The sequence below is a fragment of the Algoriella sp. genome (assembly GCF_036647415.1).
GTDB lineage: Bacteria > Bacteroidota > Bacteroidia > Flavobacteriales > Weeksellaceae > Empedobacter.
Genome location: NZ_JAVXKG010000003.1, coordinates 20,360 through 42,485, shown reverse-complemented (window position 1 = coordinate 42,485; position 22,126 = coordinate 20,360). Strand labels below are relative to the sequence as shown.

The following is a 22,126-nucleotide window of genomic DNA, read 5'->3' as shown; positions in this document are numbered from 1 at the left end:
ATAAAATGAAATTAAAGGTATTTATTACGTTCTTAATTATAAGTTCTTATTTCTTAGTAAGTTTTGCGCCCGCTGTAAAAAATGATCTTAATTATTTACAAGATCCAACAATACAAGATATTGTAGCGAGTTACAAAAAGAATATCAGTATTTGGCCAAAACCAGTTATTGATAAAGGAGTTGAGTGGGAAGAATTTAGTTCTATTCAAGCAGATAAAGATTATTTCAAAACACAAGATCAACCAATGGTAATTTTAGGAAAAATGTTATTTTTTGATCCAAAATTATCAGGTTCTAACCAAGTTTCATGTAGTTCTTGTCACGATCCGGAAATGGGTTGGACAGATCGCAGAAAAGTATCTTTAGGAAATAATCATTTAGAAGGAACAAGAAATACGCCATCATTATACAGTATTGCAGATCGCAAATCATTTTTTTGGGACGGACGCTCAGCTACGTTAGAAGATCAGGCAAATGGACCATTGTCTGCTTTTCATGAAATGAATACAGATATAAGTAAATTATCAGAAAAAATAAGTCAATACAAAGGCTATAAAAAATTATTTAAAGATGCTTTTAATGATGAAACTGTAACAAATAAACGTATCGTAGAAGCATTGGCAGTTTTTCAGAAAACGATAAAAAATCAACCAAGTCGCTTTGATCGTTTTATTGATGGAGATTATAAATCCTTAACAGATCAAGAAATTTACGGAATGCATATATTTCGTACCAAAGCACGCTGTATGAATTGTCACAATGGAAAAAATTTGACAGACGAATCTTTTCATAACATTGGTTTGACGTATTACAAACGAAAGTTTGAAGATTTGGGACGTTACGAAATCACAAAGAAAGCAGAAGATGTTGGGAAGTTTAAAACGCCACCTTTGCGCGATTTACTAAATACAAGACCTTGGATGCACAATGGTTTTTTTGATGATTTAGATGGATTGATAAATCTTTATAACAGTGGAATGCACATGATAGATCCGACACCAGAAAAAAAGGCTGCTGATCCGTTATATCCTTACACAGATCCGTTGTTGCAACCGCTAAATCTTACCAATGATGAAAAGACTGCATTAAGATCTTTTCTGGAGGCATTAAATGGTTCGAAATTTAAAATGGATAGACCAAAATTTCCGATAGAATAAAAAATAAATTATAAAAATAAATCCCTCATGTGAGGGATTTATTTTTTTGTCAAAACTTTAAACAGTTTCTGATATTTTATCTTTTTTCTGGGTCAAATAAACACCAGATAATATCATTGCGAATCCAAATAAATGTATCCATGTAATTTTTTCTCCAACCAAAAATCCCCAAAATACAGAAATAATAGGCATCAAATAAGTTACCATAGAAGCGAACATAGAACCTGTGGCTTGTATTAATCTGTAAAATAAAATCATGGCTAAAGCTGTTCCTAATAATCCCAAAATTGCAACATATCCTAAGCTGTGCAATTGTTGTGTTGTACCTTCAAATATTTCAAAAAATCCTGAAAATATTAAAATAACAATTGATGGTAAAAGCCATATTGTAAATAATGCTGATGATAATTGAAATGATGGAACATCGTTAAGATATTCTGTTAATATCAAACTATTCAGACCATAAAGTGCAGTTGCTAATATGATTAATGAACAATGAAATAAACTATTTTCGCCAGAAAAACCATCGCCACCAATTAATAAAACCGCTCCGAAAAATCCAATAACTGCTCCAATAATTTGATTTTTTGTTCCTTTTCTACTAAAAAATAATGCACCAAATAACAGTATGAATAGTGGAACCAACGAGTCTAAAATTCCAGCCATAGAGCTTGATACATGTGTTTGCGCTATCGGGAATAAAAACATTGGGATAAAATTTCCGCAAAATCCTGCTAATGCAACGTATTTTAATTTATTTTTCGGAATTTTAAATAAACTCGGTATTCCCCATATTGCTAAAACTCCACCTGCTATTGTTAGTCGTAATGCGCCAACTTGATAAGGTGAATAGGAAACAAGACCTTGTTTGATGAGGATGAAAGAACTTCCCCATGTAAGTGCTAAAACACCAAGTATTAACCAGTATTTTAATTCAATTTTCATTTTTTAAAAGTTTGCGCAAAGATGCAAAAGTTAAGTTTAATTAAAAATTATTTATTTACGACAAAAACAATTTAGTGTATGATCGTTAACCATTCCTGTCGCTTGCATGTGCGCATAAATTGTGGTAGAACCAAAGAATTTGAAACCTCGTTTCTTTAAATCTTTTGCAAGTTGATCAGAAATTTCTGTTGTCGCAGGAACTTCTTTTATAGAATTCCAATGATTGACAATTGGTTGATGATTAACGTATTTCCAAATAAAATCAGAGAACGAACCATATTCTTTTTGAATTTCGATAAATAATTTTGCATTATTTATTGCCGCATTTATTTTTCCACGATGACGAATTATTCCTGCATTTAGAACCAATTCTTCCACTTTTTCTTCATCAAAATTTGCCACTTTTTCTACGTCGAAATTTGCAAAAGCTTCTCTAAAGTTTTCTCTTTTTTTAAGAATTGTAAACCAACTCAATCCAGCTTGAAAAGATTCAAGAATCAAAAATTCGAATAAAATTTTATCATCTTTTACAGGTTTTCCCCATTCGTTATCGTGATAATCAATATAATCTTGGTCTTTGTTTACCCAAGCGCAACGTATTTTTTCCATGGTTTGTTATTCTAATTTTGTTAAATCATCAATACATTTTTCAAGTTCTTTTATCCAATCAGGATTTATGGTTTCTATATTTTTTGATTTATTGAGTTCTTGTTGTAAAATAGGAATGAAATCTTTGTTTTCAGTTTCTAAAATAGCTTCAAATAGCATTGATCCAAAATCATTTTCCGTCAATTCTTGATTAATAATTTCAAAAACTCGATCATCTTTTCTTTTAGCTAAACCAATTATAGCTTCCATTCTTGTCTCTTGATGTTTATCATTTATACGATTCCATAAGGCATCTCTAATATTTTTATTATCAAAATCAACTTGACCAATATAAAAAGTAGCCCAACTTCTAATATGATTTGCTTTGTCTTTAGAAAATTTAATTAATACATCAATAGTTTTTTCATTTTCAATAAATCCAAGAGCGTTTACAATTCCTTGTTTAACTAAATTACTATTTGAATTTTGAAAAGAACAGATTTTATTAATTTGTTTTTCATTTAACTCTTTGTCATTAAAGCTTATTCCTGAAAATATTGAGAATAGAATATTTATATCAGTTTCGGTATTTAATAATTCAAAATAAATTTTCAGCGTTTCTTTTCGGAAAGGTCTTTTGTCTTTTCCTAATTGAGCTAAAATATCAATTCCAATAATTTTCTTTTTTTGCTCGTTAGAATTAATAAGTTCTATACATTTTTCAAATAACTCTTTACTTGGTCTACTTCTTAATATTCGAATTGTTTCCCAGCGAGATTTATCAGTTTTGTAGTTTATTAATCGAGAAATTAGTTTTTCGTCACTCCAATTTAGCTTACTCATGATGATAAAGTTTCTAAAGCCTCTTCAACAGAATAGATTGGTAATTGACATGCATAATTTTCGCAAATATGAATGGCTGTTTTTCCTTCTTCCAAACGATTTTGAGTGATTTCTAATTGTTCATTTTCTGATGCAACAAAAATTGCATTCGGAATATAAAATTGTTGAATTTGTTTCGAAAATTCGTTTGCATTCTCTCCAACAATCACAAATTCTTTGTACGGATAAGTGAAATTAAGATATAAGTTGATCCAATTTGCAAATCCAGTCGGATAATCAAAAATCTTTTCTTGCACATTCGCTAACATTTGTTTGGCTTGTTCAATGTAATTTTCTTGGTTTAAAATTTTTCCAAGTTTGTACAAATTATTCGCCATTATAGAGTTTGAAGAAGAAATTACATTATCATAAATCTCAAATGTTTCATTTACCAAAGGCGTGTCATAATGCGATTTGTACGCAAACATTTTATTTTTGTAATTGTAAAACTGATCAAAAACTTGTTCCGTTATTTTTTGCGCTTCATCTAAATAATACATTTCCGAAGTCGTTTCAAATAATTTGATTAAAGCTTCTATCAATAATGCATAATCATCTAAAAAACCAGAAATTGTTGTTTGATTATCTTTATAATTTCGGTACAAAATTTTTCCATTCCATTGATTTTTTAGAATAAAATCGATTGCTTTTTGTGCTAAATCTAAATATTCAGGATTATTGAATGTAAGATAAGAATCGCATAAGCCTGTTATTGTTAAAGCATTCCAAGAAGTTAAAATTTTTTCGTCACGATGAGGTTTAATTCTTTTTTCACGGATTGGGTTTAATATTTTTTTCCATTCATTGACCTTTGTTTTAAGCTCAAGAATTGTACAATTATTTTTTTCTGCAAAATCTTCATCATCCGTTAAGCGCATCAAAATGTTATTTCCATGCTCCCATTCGCCAAATTCATCAACAGTATAATATTTCTGAAATAATGGATAATCATCTTTTAAAATCTCTTTCAATTCATCCGATTTCCAAACATAATATTTTCCTTCTTCTCCTTCAGAATCCGCATCAATTGCAGAATAAAAAACATTTTCTGGCGAAAGCATTTCATCTTTCAGCCAATTTATTGTTTCTTCAACAACTGTTTTATATTCATTTTCTCCAAAAATTTTATACGCATTAGAGTAAAGCGAAAGCAATTGTCCGTTGTCGTAGAGCATTTTTTCAAAATGTGGAACTTTCCAATACGGATCGACAGAATAACGTGAAAATCCACCTTTCAGTTGATCGTAAATTCCACCAAAAGCCATTCTGTCCAACGTAATTTTGGTCTGAATCAAACAGTTTTCATTTTTGGTTTGTGCGCCATAACGCAAAATAGTTTCCCAAGCATTTGGCAACATAAATTTTGGTGCGCGATTAAATCCTCCCCATTCATCATCAAATTGTTGTTGCCAAAATTCGAAAGTTTCATCGATTTTATTTTTAGAAAAATTGAAAGTTGATTTTAAATCAATTGTTTCCATTTTAGTCAATCCCTCGGCAATAGAATGTACATATTCTAAGGTTTTATCGTAATTATGATGATATAAAGAAGTGATATTTTCTAATAATTCTATCCATTGAATTTTCGGAAAATAAGTTCCGCCATAAAATGGTCGTCCATCTGGCAAAGCAAAAACATTGAGCGGCCAACCACCAGATTGATGAATAATTTGCGCAACATTCATATACAAAGCGTCTAAATCTGGACGTTCTTCACGGTCAATTTTAATGCAAACAAAGTTTTCATTCATCACATTTGCAACTTCAATATCTTCAAAAGATTGATGCTCCATCACATGACACCAATGACAGGCAGAATATCCAATAGAAATCAATAATGGTTTATTTTTTTCTTTCGCATAATTCAACACTTCATCGCTCCAACTTTGCCACCAAACCGGATTTTTTTCATGTTGTTTTAGATATGGACTTGTTGCTATATTTAGATTATTTTGGTTAAAATTCATGCTGATTGTTTAGAAATTTAAAGTTCGTACAATTTTTGTGGATGAAAAATTATATTTTCGGTAAAAATTAGAAAACATGAATTATTACGAACTATTTTCGATCGGATTATATATGGCTTTGATGATAGGAATTGGAATTTATTCGTTCCGAAAATCATCAAATAACTCTGAAGAATTTTTGATTGGAGGAAGAAAAATGGGTGCAGCTGTAACTGCATTATCGGCTGGAGCAGCGGATATGAGCGGATGGTTGTTGATGGGTGTTCCGGGAGCGATGTACTTTACAGGACTTTCCAGTGCTTGGATTGCGATAGGATTAACAACAGGATGTTTCTTAAATTATATTTTCGTCGCACCACGATTACGCGTATATACAGAAATTGCTCAAAACTCGATCACATTACCCGTTTATTTTGAGAATCGTTTCAAAGATAAATCACGATTGTTACGAATAACTTCATCTATTTTGATTTTAGTGTTTTTTACATTATATACTTCTGCGGGAATGGTTTCTGGTGGGAAATTATTTGAATCTGCTTTCGGAATGGATTATATGACAGGACTTTGGATGACAAGTTTAGTTGTTGTGTTATATACATTTTTAGGAGGATTTTTAGCCGTAAGTTTAACAGATTTTGTGCAAGGAACAATCATGGTTTTGGCTTTGGTTATTGTACCAATTGTCGTAATATCTGAGATTGGAGGAGTAGGAGAAACAGTTTCGTTAATCAATCAAAAAGGAGATAAATATTTAGATTTATTCAAAGGAACGACGACAATTAGTATACTTTCTTTATTGGCCTGGGGATTAGGATATTGCGGACAACCACATATTTTGGTACGTTTTATGGCAATTGATAAACCTTCGGATTTAGCAAAAGCACGAAATATTGGAATTACATGGATGATTTTTACCGTTGGTGGCGCACTTTTAGTAGGCTTGGTAGGAATTGCTTATATGTTGAAATTTGACCAAACAACAATGAATATTTTTGATAGTTCGAAAACAGAATCAGAAACAATTTTTATTTATTTTTCGCGTATATTATTTCATCCTTTGATTGGTGGATTCTTGTTATCTGCAATTTTAGCAGCAGTAATGAGTACAATTTCTTCTCAATTATTAGTTACTTCAAGTTCATTAACAGAAGATATTTACAAAGCATTTATCAAAAAAGATGCTTCTCCAAAACAATTGTTAACAGCAAGCCGATTATCAGTTTTGATTGTCGCAGTAATTGCCGTTTTATTATCCTTGACGCCAAAAGATTCTATTCTAAATTTGGTTGGTAACGCTTGGGCAGGATTTGGAGCCGCTTTTGGGCCGCTAATTGTTTTCTCATTATTCTGGAAAAAAACAACTTGGCAAGGCGCTTTATCTGGTATGTTAGTTGGTGGAGCTGTTGTTTTGGCTTGGGTTTACATCGCGCATCCATACAAAGATTGGTATGAAATGATACCAGGTTTTTTCTCTTCAGCAATCGTTATTTATGTTGTGTCACTTATTACTCAAAAACCAAATAAAGAGATTGACAAAGAATTTGATGAAGTTGTTTCGATTTTGAAGAAATAATTTATATAAGTTCTTCAAATAATTTGTTTTTAAAACATAACTATGGTAAAAAAGAGTATTCTTATTGTGTTTATTTTAAGTACATTTTTTAATTGTAAAGTTTCACATTTAGAAACTGATAACTCTATGACACTACAGTATTGTAAAGCTTATGATACTATTATGAGTATAATGGATCAGGACAAATATTTGAATGACGTTAAAATAAGAAATGGAGATGATTTCATTAAATATTACATTATGAAAGATATTTTTTTTCAAAATAGTAAAAATGAATTTAATTCAGGAAATATTTACAAAAAGAACGGATTGTTAGAATTGTCTAAAAAGTATTCTGATGGAAAACTAAATCAATATAAAAGTCCACCAATTTTACCAAAAGATTTAAAGAGATATAAAGGCCCTAATCTTTTTATATATTTTTCTAAAATAGAAAATGATACTTTGAAAGTTGATATATTTAACAATCCAGATTTTAAGTATTCGAAATCAAGCGTTAATAAATTTGTGATTGTGTTTGAAGGAGCTTCAATAATAAAAATAAATTATTGGCAAGATTATTATAATTAAATTGTGAAGGAAGATAATATTTAAAATATATTATTAATAACAAGAGTTCAATATGAATTAAAGACATAGAGAATGATATTAAAAAAATAAAATAATGAAGCTTTATTGTTACTTAATTTTCATTACTACATTATTAGTATGTTGCAAAAATGATAAAAAAATATATAAAAAAATAGAAACTAAAAACTTTTATTTAGAAGGATATACTTATTCTAATTATTCTGATAAAATATTTCCAAATCAACTTGTACTAATAGATAAAAATACGAAAGACACCGTTTATCAATGTAAAAGTTGTTTTAATGATTTTAATTTTATTTTAGAGGATACTTTATTTATTTATGGAGGTAAGACATCTGATAGTATTATAGATGGAAAAATCATATTAAAAAGAGTTTCGGTTCCTCAAAGTTTTAAAAATAACATTTCTTGGTAATTTTATAGTTTATTTCTTTTGTTTATAATTTTGAATATTAGAAATTTATTTTTTATAATAACACCAAAGGTAGACAAATGTCTACCTTTATTTATTACTGAAAAAGCTAAATTTATTCCTCAAAATTCAAAACTCAAAACCCACCAAATTGTTGATAAGTTTCACTTCTTTAGCATAGGGTAAAGAGGGAGATTTCTTTGTATATTTGTAAAGTTTGATTTTTAAAATCAATCAAAATTAAATCCAATTTAGACAAAAAAATGAGTGATATTATCCAATTACTACCTGATCACGTAGCCAATCAAATTGCCGCAGGAGAAGTGGTGCAGCGACCAGCTTCGGTGATAAAGGAGTTGATTGAAAATGCGGTGGATTCTGGTGCGACTTCTATTCAAATTATTGTAAAAGATGCAGGAAGAAGCTTGATTCAAGTGATTGATAATGGTTCTGGAATGAGTGTGACAGATGTCCGAATGGCTTTTGAGCGTCATGCAACGTCTAAAATCAGAACAACAGAAGATATTTACAATATACATACAAAAGGTTTTCGTGGAGAGGCATTGGCATCTATTGCAGCAGTGTCGCAAGTCGAAACGAAAACGAGAAAAATAGAAGATGAAATTGGTTCGCAATTGGTGATAGAAGGTGGAGAAGTTCGCAATCAAGATCCTATTGTAACAGCGGTTGGAACGTCGATTTCTGTTAAAAATCTTTTTTATAATGTACCAGCCAGACGAAATTTCTTGAAATCAAATCAAGTCGAATTTCGTCATATTCAAGATGAATTTCAGCGTGTAGCAATGGCGCACGAAAACATTAGTTTCTTTTTGCACCACAATGATTCAGAAATTTATCATCTAAAATCAGGAAATCTTAAACAACGTATTGCGCAAATTTTTGGTAAAAAACTAAGTTCTCAAATTATTTCTGTGGACGAGGATACCGAAATTGTAAAAATAAATGGATTTGTAGGAAAACCAGAAGCTGCAAAAAAATCGCGTGGCGAACAGTTCTTCTTTGTCAATCATCGTTACATCCGCAGTGGATATTTGCATAATGCGATTGCCGATGCTTTTGATAGTTTGTTGCCTGCGGGTTATAGTCCTGTTTATTTTTTGTATTTAGAAATAGATCCTGCCAAAATAGATATTAATATTCATCCAACAAAAACAGAGATTAAGTTTGAGGACGAAGCATTAATTTTTACCATTCTTAGAGCGGCTGTAAAACATGCTTTGGGACAATTTAATGTAATTCCTTCGTTAGATTTTGAACAAGATCCTAACTGGGCTTTTATACCATCTGCAAGTGATGAGAAAGAAATTAAAATGCCCGAAATTACGGTAGATTCAAGTTTTAATCCTTTTGAACATCATCAATCAAGAGCGCCAAAACCATCTGATATAAAGGCGAATTTTGATTTTTATAATGATGCAGTAGAGTTAGAAATAGAAAATAATCATGCGCATCAATTGTTTGAATCAGAAGAAAATCAGAACGAAGTTTTCGAGGTTATTCAATGGTTAAATCAATATTTGGTTGTAGAATATCGTGGCGAATTGTTGATTATAGATCAGCACAGAGCGCATCAAAAAATATTATTTGAGAAATTTGTACGTTCTAATAACGGAAGTGCGTTGGTGCAACAAATGCTTTTCCCGATAGAGTTAGAACTTTCGCCTAATGATCGTCAGAAATTAATTAATGTTGAACATCAATTATTAAGTTTTGGTTTTGATATTTCGTTAGACGAAGAGGTTGTACAGATAAATGCAATTCCTGTCGATGTGCAACAAGAGGATGTTGTGTCGGTTTTTATGGATTTCATTGAAGAGTTAGATTACCAAGAAGCAATAGAATTAGAGAATACTTTTGCTAAGATTTTAGCAAAAAATGCTGCCGTAAAAAAAGGTGTTGCATTAAAATCTGAACAAATGCAAACTTTGGTCGAAGAATTGCTAAGACTACCAAATCCGAATTATACACCGTACGGAAGACCTATTTTTGTACAGCTGAACACGTCGGATATCAAAAAAACATTACAATAATATGGGACAAAATATACAGCCAATTACAAAGAATTTAATTATTATCAATGTTTTATTCTTTCTTGCGACATTTGTTTTTAGAACTAAAGGAGTTGATTTGAGTGTTATTTTGGGTGCTTTTTATCCAGAATCTCCAAATTTTAAACCTTGGCAAGTTTTAACGTACATGTTTATGCATGCCGATTTTACACATATTTTGTTTAATATGTTTTCATTGTGGATGTTTGGTTCTGTAGTTGAGCAAACTTTTGGACCAAAGAAGTTTTTGATTTTATATTTTTTAGCAGGTTTCGGAGGATTTATCTTATTTAATTTTGTGAATTATTTTCAGATTCAGGATTTAAAAGAAACAGTTCAATCACAAGGGATAGGACTTGAACAAATTTATGAAGGAGCTAAACTAAGTTTACAGAGAAGTTATCATACAAATGCTGTCATAGAAAGTAGTCAAGATGCAACAGCTCTTCTAAAAGATTATATTACCCCAATGGTTGGTGCTTCTGGTGCAATTTATGGCTTATTACTGGCTTTTGCGGTGCTTTATCCAAACGAAAAATTAATGTTAATCTTTTTACCAGTTCCTATAAAAGCAAAATATTTTATTCCAATTATGGTTTTGATTGAGTTTTATATGGGCTACAAAAATGTCGGAAATATAGCACATTTTGGACATTTAGGTGGCGGATTGATTGGTTTCTTGTTAGCAAGAAGTTGGAAAAAGAATTTATATAGATGGAATTAAGAAATGACAAATAACATTTTAGACGAACTTAAATTAAAATATTCTTCAGGAAATAGTGCAACAAGGCTTATTTACATTAATGTAGTAATCTTTTTTACCTTATTGATTTTAGATTTTATCGTACAAAAAACAGGAAATTCTGTTCTTACAACAACAGATTTATTTGGATTAACTTCTGCCGAAAATTTAATGACCAGACCTTGGCAAGTACTGACGTATTCTTGGTTGCACGGCAATTTAATTCATTTAATCATGAATATGATTTTGTTATACTTTGTTGGACAACTATTTTTACAACAATTTCGTAATCAAAATCTCTATACATTTTACATTTTTGGAGGAATTTTTGGAGGAATTTTTTTCATACTTTTTCAGAATGTTTTTAATTATTCGCATTTATTAGTCGGAGCGTCGGCTTCTGTTTATGCACTTTTCTTTGCGATGATTTCCTATAATCCAAAAATGCCAGTGAGGTTGATATTAATACCAACTTCATTTCCGCTTTTATATGTTGGTTATGTGTTTATTGCGTTCGACGTTTATAATATTATTACAGATCAAAATGCAGGCGGAAGTATTTCACATTTGGGTGGTGCAATTTTTGGCTATCTTTATATGAAACAATTTGAGCGAGGAAACGATTTTTTAGGTAAATTTATATTTCAAATAGGCAATATTTTTCAGAAAAAAGAGAAATCGACTTTCAAGACCTATAAAAATACATCGGCACAACAAAATGTGCCAAAAGATGATTACGATTTTAATCATCAGAAAGTTGAGAAACAAAAGAAAATAGATACTATTTTAGACAAAATTTCGCGCGCAGGCTACGAAAGTCTATCAAAAGAGGAAAAAGATTTCCTTTTCAAAGAAGGAAGATAATAGAAATGAGTGTATTCGGTAAGTTTAAACTAAATTATTTTAATCGTTTAGTACTAATAATCAACATTGTGATATTATTAGTAGCTTATTGTGTATACCTTAATAAAATCTTTACACCAACAGAAATTCCATACCTTAATTTCTTATCAATAGGCTTTCCAGTTATATTTGTAATAGTATTATTGTTTTTGATGTATTGGTTGTTTTTTAGTTGGCGACACTTTCTTACATTTTTTATATTATCACTTGGTTTAGTTTATCCAATTTATCTTTCATATCCACTCATTCAATTCAATAAAACAGATAATTCAACGTCAGATTTATCGGTTTTGTCGTACAATGTACATGGTTTTAAAGAAGAAGGAACTAAAGAGTTGTTGATAGAAAATAAAGCCGATATTATGCTTTTACAAGAAGCGTATGAAGGACAACAAAAAAGATTAAAAAATAAAGAATTCAATCATTATTATTCAGAATTTTATGGATTATTGACTTTTTATAGTAAATATCCTATTATAGAAACAAATGAAATAAAAGTTAATGATCCAGATCTTAATGGTAAAGCGGCTTACGCAGATATTGACATAGGAAATGATACAATCCGTTTGATTAATATTTATTTAGAGCCAATGTATATTGACAAAGCGCTGGTAAAAGATATTATTCAGTCCGATAATACGCAAGAAGCAGAAGTTTCGAGCCGAAAAGTTGAGTTGAAATTGATAAAAGGAATGCAAAAACATGAAGAGCAGTTAAAAGCAATTATTCCATTTATCAGTAAATCTCGTCATCCCGTTATTGTTGGTACAGACCTTAATTCTACGCCACTTTCTTATGAATATGAGAAAATAAAAGAGTATTTATACGACTCTTATATAGAGGTTGGAAAAGGAAATGCAACAACTTTTCATGGATTTAAATTTCCAATTAGAATCGATTATTTATTTCATTCAAAGCATTTAAAACCTATAGAAGCAAAAGTTATTCGTAAAAAATTCTCCGATCATTATCCTGTGACGGTAAAATATAAGTTTACTGATTAATTTTTTGTTATATTTAAAATACTAATCCAATCAAAAATGAGCCAAAAAGAAAGTTTTATTCAAGAAATCCAAAGTCGTTATTCCTACAAAAATGATAAAATTGTTTTAGGAAAAGCGAAATTAGATGGCGAAATTGTAGAAGAAGCAGAAATTTCTGTCGCATTAAAAACAATGAACCGTCATGGTTTGATTGGTGGCGCAACAGGAACAGGAAAAACAAAATCTTTGCAAATTATCGCAGAACAACTTTCTCTAAAAGGCGTTCCAACATTATTGATGGATATAAAAGGTGATTTATCAGGAATTGGAGCTGCTGCAAATGCAGATGATAAAAATGCAACTGAAAGAATGCAAGCGCTTAATTTACCTTTTGATCCGCAAGCTTCTCCTGTAGAATTGTTGTCAATTTCTGACGAACCAGGTGCGCGTTTGAGAGCAACTGTGGAAGATTTTGGTCCAATTTTGTTCAGTAAAATATTAGAATTGAACGAAACGCAGGAAAGTATTATTTCAATCATTTTTAAATATTGTGAAGATAGAAATTTACCGTTGGTAGATTTAGAAGATATTCGCCGCGTATTGCAATATGTAACGGATTCTGTGGAAGGAAAAGAAGAATTAAACTCTAATTACGGAACAATTGCTCCAGCTTCTTTGGGTGCTATTTTACGTAAAATTGTAGGACTTGAGCAACAAGGCGCTTCTAAGTTTTTTGGAGAGCCAAGTTTTGATGTTCAAGACTTATTGAAAACCAGAGATGGAAAAGGAATTGTAAACATTATTCGTTTGGTTGATGTACAAAATCAACCCAATTTATTCTCTACTTTTATGTTGAGTTTATTGAATAAAATTTATTCTGAATTTCCTGAAGCTGGAGATTCGGACAAACCAAAATTGGTTATTTTTATAGATGAAGCACATTTGATTTTTAAGGAAGCAACAAAAGCTTTGTTGAATCAAATTGAAACAATGGTAAAATTAATCCGTTCAAAAGGTGTCGGTTTGTATTTTGTGACGCAAGTTCCTGGCGATGTTCCTGATGCGGTTTTGAGTCAATTAGGACTCAAAATTCAGCATGCACTTCGTGGATTTACGGCAAAAGATCGAAAAGAAATAACAAAAGCAATTGAGAATTATCCAACAACGACTTATTATAAAGCCGATGAGGTAATTACGCAATTAGGTATCGGAGAAGCATTTATTACAGCTTTGGACGAGAAAGGAATTCCAACTCCTTTGGCATACACATATATGCGTGCGCCAAATTCTAGAATGGATATTTTGTCTGATACTGAGATTAATAATATTGTCTCTAATTCTGCTTTGGTTGCTAAATATGACCAAATTATAGATAGACAATCTGCAAATGAGATTTTATCTCAACAATTAGAACAACAAAAAAATGTAGAGCAAACTACACCAAAAACAACTTCTACAAGAAGAGCAGCTCCTCAAGAAAAAGATTGGACAGATAATAAGATGGTTCGCGATGTAAGTCGTACAGCTACTCGAAAATTGATTGATTGGGGAATGAAAATGTTAACAAGTTTTTTAAAAGGAAAAAAATAGGCAAGTGTACGCGATTTTAGATATAGAAGCGACTGGCGGAAAATTGGGTGAAGAGTCAATTATAGAAATTGCTGTATATAAATACGATGGTAAAGATATTGTAGATCAATTTATTTCTTTGGTTAATCCAGAAAAGAAAATTGATTATTATGTACAAAAATTAACTCATATTACTGATAAAATGGTGTTAACAGCACCAAAATTTCACGAAATAGCAAAAAGAATAGTAGAAATTACAGACGATTGTATTTTGGTTGGACATAATGTAATGTTTGATTACCGTATGTTGAAACAAGAATTTGATCGATTAGGTTATAATTTTGAGAAAGAATGGATTGATACTTTTGAGTATAGTGAGAAATTAATTCCAGATTTACCATCATATTCTTTGGGTAAATTATGCGAATCTTTGGGAATTATAGTTACAGATAGACATCGTGCTTCGGGCGATGCGAGAGCAACGGTTTCTTTATTTAAACTATTATTGGATAAAGATTCACAAAAAATAATTACCAAAAAAACAGGGTTGCAACAACCAAAGAAAACACATTCTAAGTATCAAAAATTATTAGATAATTTACCAAATTCCGTAGGAATTTTTTATTTATACAATAGTCGTAAACAACTTATTTATATTAGTAGAAGCAATAATATTGCGCAGTCTATTAATCATATTTTTACTTCGAAAACATTAAAAGCAAATAAGATAAAACGTTATACTCGATCAATAAAATTTGAAGAAACGGGTAGTGGATTTTTAGCTGCAATAAAAGAAAATAATGAAATTATAAAAAATCAACCAATGTATAATAATAGGTTGGTTGAGAATAAAGTATATCCTTACGGATTATATTATTTAGAGTCTAAAAGAGGTTATTCGCGTTTAGAAATTGGTAAATTGAGAAAAGTTGAACCAATTCTGAAATTCAAATCGAAAGAGAGAGCGAAAGAAGTTTTAGAAAAAATTGTACACGATTATAAGCTTTGTCAACAAGTGAATGCGGGAATAAAGTCTGAGGAATCTTGTTTTCAATATAAAGTAAATGAGTGTAATGGAGCTTGTATAAAAGAGGAAGCGAAAGAGGTTTACAATCAACGAATCAAAGATTTTATAAAAACGACAGAATATCCAGCAGAAACTTTTTTAATTCTTGATAAAGGAAGAAGTGGTATCGAAAAGTCTTTTTATTTGATTGAAGAAAATAAATTTAGAGGATATGGCTATTTTGAATATCATCATCAAATTAAAACATTAGAGATGATTAAAAATACCTTAATTCCTATTGAAGAGACAGATGAGATAAAAAATATGTTGAGATACTTTTTGTATAAAACTTCATCTCATAAAAATCAAATAGTAATTTTGTAATTATAATTATAAAAAAAATACAAGCATAAAAAAAGTCGGTTAATTTAACCGACTTTTTTATGCTTATATGTATGACTATTTAATTTCTTTAAATACTACACGTCTATTTTCTAAGTTTTTCCAAGCTGGACAGTTTGTAACAGGGTTACATTCTTGCCATTTAAGATCAGATTTACCTTTACCAACAGAAGATAATTTAGTTGTGTCAACACCTTTGTTAGCTAAATAACGAACAACTGAAGCAGCACGTCTATTAGATAGTTTTTGGTTGTATTCTACACTACCTGCTGCATCTGTATGACCTTCTACAATAAATTTGAAATCAGGATTTGCTAATAATACTTCAGCAGCGTGGTTTAATTTCTCATAAGATTGCTCTCTAATACGATCAGAGTCATAATCAAATTCAATACCTTCTAAATATGCATTAATTTTTGTTGCAACATCATCACCAGAAATACGAACTAATTTCTCAGGACAACCATCATTTGTTGGAGGACCAGCAATAGTTGGACATTTATCTTCAGAGTCAGGAACACCATCACCATCAGAATCTAATGAACATCCAGAGCCATCTACACGAATCCCTTCTGGAGTATCAAGACATTTATCCCATTGGTCACAAACACCATCTTTGTCAGCATCAATACATTCAAAAGGAGTAGGAGGAGCAATTGCAATAGGTCTGTATAATGGAGATACCCATTGTAATGCATCTTTATGTTTTCCTATTTTGTAATGAATACCTATAGAAAATGTAATCATATTATCATCACGTCCTTCTTCAGTATCAGCAGCAGTTATACCACCAGAATTATGGTATGGCATAGGTTTCCCAGATCCGTCAAATTCTTCATCACCAGACATATAATACATGCTTTTTAATTCTAAATCAAATTTATCATTTAATTTATAACGTAAACCTGCACCTACTTGTGAATAAAAAGATTTATCAGAAATATCTTGATCTGTAATTAAAGTAAAGTTAGGATCACCTTGTGGAGCGTAATTATTTCTATAGGCTTTATATCCATGTATACCAATACCCGCATATAAATGCATCGCCCATTTGAATTCAGTTTTATTATCAATTCTTCTTAAAAGATTTGAAGCATTTAAATCTGCTAGAACACCAATCGCTTGGTATTTTGTCTTACCATACGCATTTCCAGAATATCCACTTAAAGCTGAGTCATCAATATTACCTTTTTGTCTTGTTTTTCCAAATTCATATTGTAAACTAAGACCAAAAGCATGTGTTATTTGCTTATTAACTTGAAATTGGAAATCATATCCTGGAGTGAAATATTTTCCCATCCATGATACTAAATCTGAGTTTTGTAGAGCATTAACACCTGCAAATGCAGAAACAGACCAATCGTTAAACTCTTTTTTACTGTTATTAAAAGGTTTTTCATCATACGAACTTTGGGCAGACACAGTAGTGAGTGACCCAAAAATTAATAAATATAAAAGTTTTTTCATAGGTTAAAATTATTTTTATACAAATATATAGGCATAATTAAATATTGTACAAAACTAACAAATTAATAATTAATATTTTAATAAAAACATAAACTTTTGACAAAGCTTCGTGAGTAATTTTGAGGATGTGGTATTTTTAAACGTTTAGAATCAATTACGATATGATTGAAATACAAAATATCAATGTCTATAAGACGATCGACATAAATTTCATTTTCTAATGGTTGAAAATACATTCTTCCCATTTTTATTTCAATATTTTTCACTTTTTTAAGGACTTCAAAAGGAGAAAGTTGAGAAATTATTTCAATTTTTTGATTTAAAAATAAATTTTCAGTAGTAAATCCTTCGGCTTTGTTTTCCAGTTGATTAGACTCTCTTGTTATCTCGCCGATTTCATTTTTAATATGATTTTTGGCACTTTCTAAATTGTTAAATTTATTTCCTAGGTTTGTACCTAGTAACAAAATGATAGTATTTGTCGACATATCAGGCAAAAGTAATAATATTTTAGAAATGAAGAACTTTTTAGGGAGAGTATTCTCTACAATTATAGGAAACCTATTAACGATAGGTATATTTATTGGAATGATCATCGTTCTAATATTTGTTTCAGCGCTTTCTTCACCCTCAAAGAGTGTTAAAAGTGGATCTGTTTTAGAGATTTCGTTAGAAAATCCAATCATGGAAAGTGAAATGGATCGTTCAGTATCATTATTTGATATGTCAGAGGAACCAGAAATATATCTTCAAGATATTATTCATTCAATAGAAGAAGCTAAAAATGATGATAATATTAAGGGAATTAGTTTAAAATTGGATAAACTATCTGGAGGTGTTACGCAAGCAGCGGATATAAGAAATGCATTGCTTGAGTTTAAAAAATCTGGCAAATTTATATATGCCTATTCAAATACAGGTACTCAATTGTCTTATTATTTAAACACGGTTGCCGATCAGATTTATCAAAATCCATTGGGAGGTACATTATTACAAGGTTTAAGTTCGGATGTGATGTTTTTCAAAAATGCGGGAGATAAATACGGTGTAGATTTTCAGGTAATTCGTCACGGACAGTTTAAAAGTGCGGTAGAACCTTATTTTAGAACTAACTTGTCTGAAGAAAATCGTGTACAGATTTCAGAATTATTAGGCGATGTTTGGGGTGATATTGCCGGTACAATTTCAAAATCAAGAAAAATAGCTCCAGAACAATTTAGTTTAATTACAGATAGTTTATATTCTTATATTCCAGAAGTTGGAAAAGAGTATAAAATATATGATGTTGTGGCGCAGGAAAATGAATATCAACAAATGTTATTCAAAAAATTAGGACTAACAGCAGATAAATCAAAAACAGATTTTGAAGTTTTAGATAAACACACAATTAAAATTGAAGATTATTATAGCACATTATCAGAAAAATCGGAAAAAGATGAAATTGCAATTTTATACGCTTCAGGAACAATTACAGATGGAGATGGTTTTGATGGAATACAGTCAAAAACTTATGTAGAAGCAATTCGTAAAATAGGAGAGAATGATAATGTAAAAGCTTTAGTGTTACGTGTAAATTCTCCTGGAGGTAGTGCAAATGCTTCGGATGAGATTTTGTTTGAGCTTGCTCAACTTAAAACAAAGATGCCAATTGTTGTTTCTTTTGGAGATGTTGCCGCTTCTGGTGGTTATTACATTGCACAAGTGTCAGATAAAATTTATGCTCAGCCTAACACGGTAACAGGTTCTATTGGTGTTTTTGGAATGATACCAAACGCAAAAAAATTATTTAATAACCTCGGATTAGATTTTGATGGTGTTAAAACAAATGCCAATGCTGATCAGTTAAAATCATTAACAACTCCTTTATCTGCGACAGCGCATGGAACTATGCAAAAATCGGTGGTGATGATTTATAATCGTTTTGTAAATCATGTTGCAAAAAACAGAAAATTAAGCTTTGATCAAGTAGATAAAATAGGAGAAGGACGTGTTTGGTCTGGAACTAAAGCAAAACAAATCGGGTTGATTGATGATTTTGGAAGTTTAGATGTAGCCATAAAAGAAGCAGCACGTTTAGCAAAAATTGAAAAATATTCGACAGAAAATTATCCAAAACGAAAAGATTCTTTTGAAGAAATGATGGATAAACTACAAGGTAAAAACGTAGAAATGAAATTAGCACAAGAATTAGGTTCCGATGGAGTTAAAATTTACAAAGAAATCAAACTTATAAATCAACAAAAAGGTGTGCAACTAAGAATGCCTTACGATATAGAAATTCAGTAAAAGTCATAAAAAAGGGTTAAAAAATATTTAACCCTTTTTTTTTGTTAAAAACTTACTACTTTAGTAAAAAATTTAGTTGATTAAAGTTAATTTACTTTTTATAATCATTTAAATTTATCTTACTTTTGTACATTCACTTTTTTAATAATACTGAGACATAATCAACGATGGGATTATTTGATTTTTTCACGCAAGAAATTGCGATTGACTTAGGGACTGCGAATACCTTAATTATACACAATAATAAGGTAGTTGTAGATAGTCCATCAATCGTCGCTATACATAGAAGAACAAATAAAGTTATTGCTGTTGGAGAACAAGCAAAACACATGCAAGGTAAAACGCATGACGATATAAAAACAATACGACCATTGAAAGATGGAGTAATTGCAGATTTTGAAGCTTCAGAATTCATGTTAACTGAATTCATTAAGATGATTCCTGGAATTCAAGGAAAATTATTTTCACCATCATTACGTATGGTTATTTGTATCCCATCAGGAATTACAGAGGTAGAAAAGCGTGCGGTAAAAGATTCTTGTGCTCGTGTAAATGCCAAAGATGTTCGTTTAATTTACGAACCAATGGCAGCTGCAATAGGAGTAGGGATTGATATTACACAACCTAAAGGTAACATGATTATCGATATAGGTGGAGGAACAACAGAAATTGCAGTTGTTGCTTTAGGAGGTATTGTTTGTGATAAATCTGTAAAAATTGCAGGAGATGTATTTACAAATGATATTGCATATTACTTAAGAACACATCACAATTTATATATCGGAGAACGCACTGCAGAGCGTGTTAAAATAGAAGTTGGAGCAGCTGTAGAAGAATTAGAGCACGCGCCAGAAGATATGCCAGTACAAGGTCGTGATTTGATTACAGGAAAACCAAAAGAAATTACTGTAAACTACCGCGAAATTGCACGTGCATTAGACAAATCTATTTTACGAATAGAAGATGGTGTAATGGAGACTTTATCTCAAACTCCACCAGAATTAGCTGCTGATATTTACAATACAGGTATTTATATGGCAGGTGGTGGTGCTATGTTGAGAGGTTTAGATCAACGTATATCTAAAAAAACAGGTTTACCAGTTTTCTTGGCTGATGATCCTTTAAGAGCTGTTGTTCGTGGAACAGGTATTGCACTTAAAAATATTGATAAATTTACTTTCTTAATGAAATAGAACGATAAAGAGCAATGCAATATATTCTGAATGCGATTAGAAGAAATGGAATGCTATTAATTTTTGTCTTTTTAGAGTTAATTGCATTGTTTCTTGTTTTTAAGAAAAATATTTATCACGAAACTATTCTTGCCTCTGTAAGCACATCGTTTACAGGTTATGTAGATGATAAAATAGCAAAGGTTACAAATTTTGTTAATCTACCTCAAACTAATAGTGAGTTGCTTGATGAGAATGCTTTTTTGCGTGAGCAATTATTGCATTTAGGTATCAAGGATGCTAAAACAAAGAAATTTGTAAAAACAGATTCTTTGGGTTATCATCAAACTTATTCATTTATTCCTGCGGAAATTATTAATAATTCAATCATCAAAACACAAAACCTTTTAACAATAGATAAAGGGACAAATCATGGTGTAGAAAAAGGTGATGGTATTATTACCAATAACGGTGTAATCGGAATTATAACATATTCTGATAAAAACTATTCTCGTGCAATTTCGTTATTAAATAAAGATATTAATATCAATGCGCGTATCAAAGGAAATCAATATTTCGGAACAATAAGATGGGACGGAAAAGATCCTCGCTATGTACAACTGTACGAAATACCAAAATATATTCCAGTAAAAAAAGGAGATATTATAGAAACAGATGGTAAATCACCTGTTTTTCCAGAAGGTTTAATCATCGGACAAGTAGTAAGTAAAGGTGTTGATGAGGTTTCAGGCGAATTAAAAATTCAAGTCAAACTAAAACAAGATTTTGGTAACTTGTCACAAGGTTATGTTGTTACAAATCTAAATAAAGTAGAAGTACAACGTGTAGAGAAATCGGATACAATAACAAATACACAGAATGTTCAATAAAGATTTTTTTATCAATTTAATCAAGATTATAATTTTAGCTTTGCTACAAGTTTTTGTATTCAATCACATTAACTTTTTAGGAAGCTATCAACCCTATATTTATATTATTTTTGTGTTGTTTTATCCACCATCACAAAATAAATATGCCTTATTAATCTTATCTTTTTTATTAGGATTAACAATTGATATTTTTGAGTATACAGGAGGAATACACACATTTGCATTGACATTTGTTGCTTATCTAAGAAATCCGATTATCAAACTATTAGCAGGAAAACAAGATTATGAAATGGAATTTTTCTCTTTCAGTTCTTTTAGTTTTGCACAATGGTTGTTCTACATGATTATTTTGATTTTAACCCATCACATTATTTTATTGTTGTTAGAAAACTTTAAATTAACTGGTATAGGACCATTATTAATCAAAGCACTTATTAGTGCAGGTATTACATTTGTATTTGTCTTTATTTATAAAATTTTATTTAAAAATAAAGTTGGAATATGAAAAAGCTAATGGTTGTT

General features: G+C 30.5%; 20 protein-coding genes. 14 read left to right on the top strand and 6 right to left on the bottom strand.

Annotated elements, in window-relative coordinates; all coding sequences use genetic code 11:
• Nucleotides 1–5: 5 nt before the first annotated feature.
• Nucleotides 6–1,157: a cytochrome-c peroxidase gene (locus RSC72_RS01850; protein WP_332544212.1), complete on the top strand. Its 1,152-nt coding sequence runs from the start codon at nt 6–8 to the stop codon at nt 1,155–1,157.
• Nucleotides 1,158–1,214: 57 nt separating this feature from the next.
• On the opposite strand, the gene RSC72_RS01845 is transcribed toward RSC72_RS01850, so the two are convergent.
• From RSC72_RS01845 to RSC72_RS01830, 4 genes are read right to left on the bottom strand one after another with little or no spacing between them, the layout of a single operon-like run.
• A complete protein-coding gene (locus tag RSC72_RS01845; protein WP_332544213.1) occupies nt 1,215–2,102 on the bottom strand; it encodes a DMT family transporter in 888 nt (295 codons plus the stop codon).
• A gap of 51 nt (nt 2,103–2,153) precedes the next feature.
• The gene (locus RSC72_RS01840) at nt 2,154–2,711 is read right to left on the bottom strand and encodes a DNA-3-methyladenine glycosylase I (RefSeq protein ID WP_332544214.1); all 558 of its coding nucleotides are present in this window, start codon (nt 2,709–2,711) and stop codon (nt 2,154–2,156) included.
• Nucleotides 2,712–2,717: 6 nt separating this feature from the next.
• Nucleotides 2,718–3,533, bottom strand: a complete 816-nt coding sequence (locus RSC72_RS01835; protein WP_332544215.1) for a DUF5724 domain-containing protein — start codon at nt 3,531–3,533, stop codon at nt 2,718–2,720.
• Complete coding sequence (locus RSC72_RS01830; protein ID WP_332544216.1) at nt 3,530–5,539, bottom strand: thioredoxin domain-containing protein; 2,010 nt, start codon at nt 5,537–5,539, stop codon at nt 3,530–3,532. The genes RSC72_RS01835 and RSC72_RS01830 overlap by 4 nt, the downstream gene beginning before the upstream one ends.
• A 76-nt stretch (nt 5,540–5,615) precedes the next feature.
• On the opposite strand from RSC72_RS01830, the gene putP reads away from it, so the two are divergent.
• The 9 genes from putP (at nt 5,616) to RSC72_RS01785 (ending at nt 15,771) form a co-directional block, all read left to right on the top strand.
• Nucleotides 5,616–7,112, top strand: a complete 1,497-nt coding sequence (gene putP, locus RSC72_RS01825) for a sodium/proline symporter PutP (protein WP_332544217.1) — start codon at nt 5,616–5,618, stop codon at nt 7,110–7,112.
• Nucleotides 7,113–7,238: 126 nt separating this feature from the next.
• Nucleotides 7,239–7,682, top strand: coding sequence for a hypothetical protein (locus RSC72_RS01820; protein ID WP_332544218.1), 444 nt, complete (start codon nt 7,239–7,241; stop codon nt 7,680–7,682).
• Between the two features lie 94 nt (nt 7,683–7,776).
• Nucleotides 7,777–8,118 carry a hypothetical protein gene (locus RSC72_RS01815; RefSeq protein ID WP_332578389.1) on the top strand — a complete coding sequence of 114 codons (342 nt, stop codon included), beginning with the start codon at nt 7,777–7,779 and terminating at the stop codon, nt 8,116–8,118.
• Between the two features lie 260 nt (nt 8,119–8,378).
• Entirely contained in the window at nt 8,379–10,166 is a 1,788-nt protein-coding gene (gene mutL, locus RSC72_RS01810) for a DNA mismatch repair endonuclease MutL (RefSeq protein WP_332544220.1), read from the top strand.
• 1 nt (nt 10,167) lies between these two features.
• Nucleotides 10,168–10,908 (top strand): rhomboid family intramembrane serine protease, encoded by a 741-nt coding sequence (locus RSC72_RS01805; protein WP_332544221.1) that lies wholly within the window; start codon nt 10,168–10,170, stop codon nt 10,906–10,908.
• 3 nt (nt 10,909–10,911) lie between these two features.
• Nucleotides 10,912–11,790, top strand: a complete 879-nt coding sequence (locus RSC72_RS01800) for a rhomboid family intramembrane serine protease (protein WP_332544222.1) — start codon at nt 10,912–10,914, stop codon at nt 11,788–11,790.
• A 5-nt stretch (nt 11,791–11,795) separates the two neighbouring features.
• On the top strand, nt 11,796–12,833 hold the full coding sequence (locus RSC72_RS01795) for an endonuclease/exonuclease/phosphatase family protein (protein ID WP_332544223.1): 1,038 nt from the start codon (nt 11,796–11,798) through the stop codon (nt 12,831–12,833).
• 36 nt (nt 12,834–12,869) lie between these two features.
• Nucleotides 12,870–14,402, top strand: a complete 1,533-nt coding sequence (locus RSC72_RS01790; protein WP_332544224.1) for a helicase HerA-like domain-containing protein — start codon at nt 12,870–12,872, stop codon at nt 14,400–14,402.
• A 4-nt stretch (nt 14,403–14,406) separates the two neighbouring features.
• Nucleotides 14,407–15,771, top strand: a complete 1,365-nt coding sequence (locus tag RSC72_RS01785; protein ID WP_332544225.1) for a 3'-5' exonuclease family protein — start codon at nt 14,407–14,409, stop codon at nt 15,769–15,771.
• Between the two features lie 75 nt (nt 15,772–15,846).
• Here the strand turns inward: RSC72_RS01785 and RSC72_RS01780 are convergent, their stop codons facing one another.
• Together RSC72_RS01780 and folK are read right to left on the bottom strand one after the other, a co-directional pair.
• Nucleotides 15,847–17,256 carry an OmpA family protein gene (locus RSC72_RS01780; protein WP_332544226.1) on the bottom strand — a complete coding sequence of 470 codons (1,410 nt, stop codon included), beginning with the start codon at nt 17,254–17,256 and terminating at the stop codon, nt 15,847–15,849.
• Nucleotides 17,257–17,333: 77 nt separating this feature from the next.
• Nucleotides 17,334–17,942: a 2-amino-4-hydroxy-6-hydroxymethyldihydropteridine diphosphokinase gene (gene folK, locus RSC72_RS01775; protein WP_332544227.1), complete on the bottom strand. Its 609-nt coding sequence runs from the start codon at nt 17,940–17,942 to the stop codon at nt 17,334–17,336.
• Between folK and sppA the strand changes: the two genes are divergently transcribed.
• The 4 genes from sppA to mreD all read left to right on the top strand — a co-directional run bounded on the left by sppA (nt 17,827) and on the right by mreD (nt 22,109).
• Entirely contained in the window at nt 17,827–19,542 is a 1,716-nt protein-coding gene (gene sppA / locus RSC72_RS01770; protein ID WP_332578401.1) for a signal peptide peptidase SppA, read from the top strand. The two genes, folK and sppA, sit on opposite strands and share 116 nt — an antisense overlap.
• Before the next feature lie 167 nt (nt 19,543–19,709).
• Nucleotides 19,710–20,735 (top strand): rod shape-determining protein, encoded by a 1,026-nt coding sequence (locus RSC72_RS01765; RefSeq protein WP_092906206.1) that lies wholly within the window; start codon nt 19,710–19,712, stop codon nt 20,733–20,735.
• 14 nt (nt 20,736–20,749) lie between these two features.
• On the top strand, nt 20,750–21,604 hold the full coding sequence (gene mreC / locus RSC72_RS01760) for a rod shape-determining protein MreC (protein ID WP_332544229.1): 855 nt from the start codon (nt 20,750–20,752) through the stop codon (nt 21,602–21,604).
• Nucleotides 21,594–22,109, top strand: coding sequence for a rod shape-determining protein MreD (gene mreD / locus RSC72_RS01755; RefSeq protein ID WP_332544230.1), 516 nt, complete (start codon nt 21,594–21,596; stop codon nt 22,107–22,109). Before mreC ends, mreD begins: the two co-directional genes overlap by 11 nt.
• Nucleotides 22,110–22,126 lie beyond the last annotated feature (17 nt).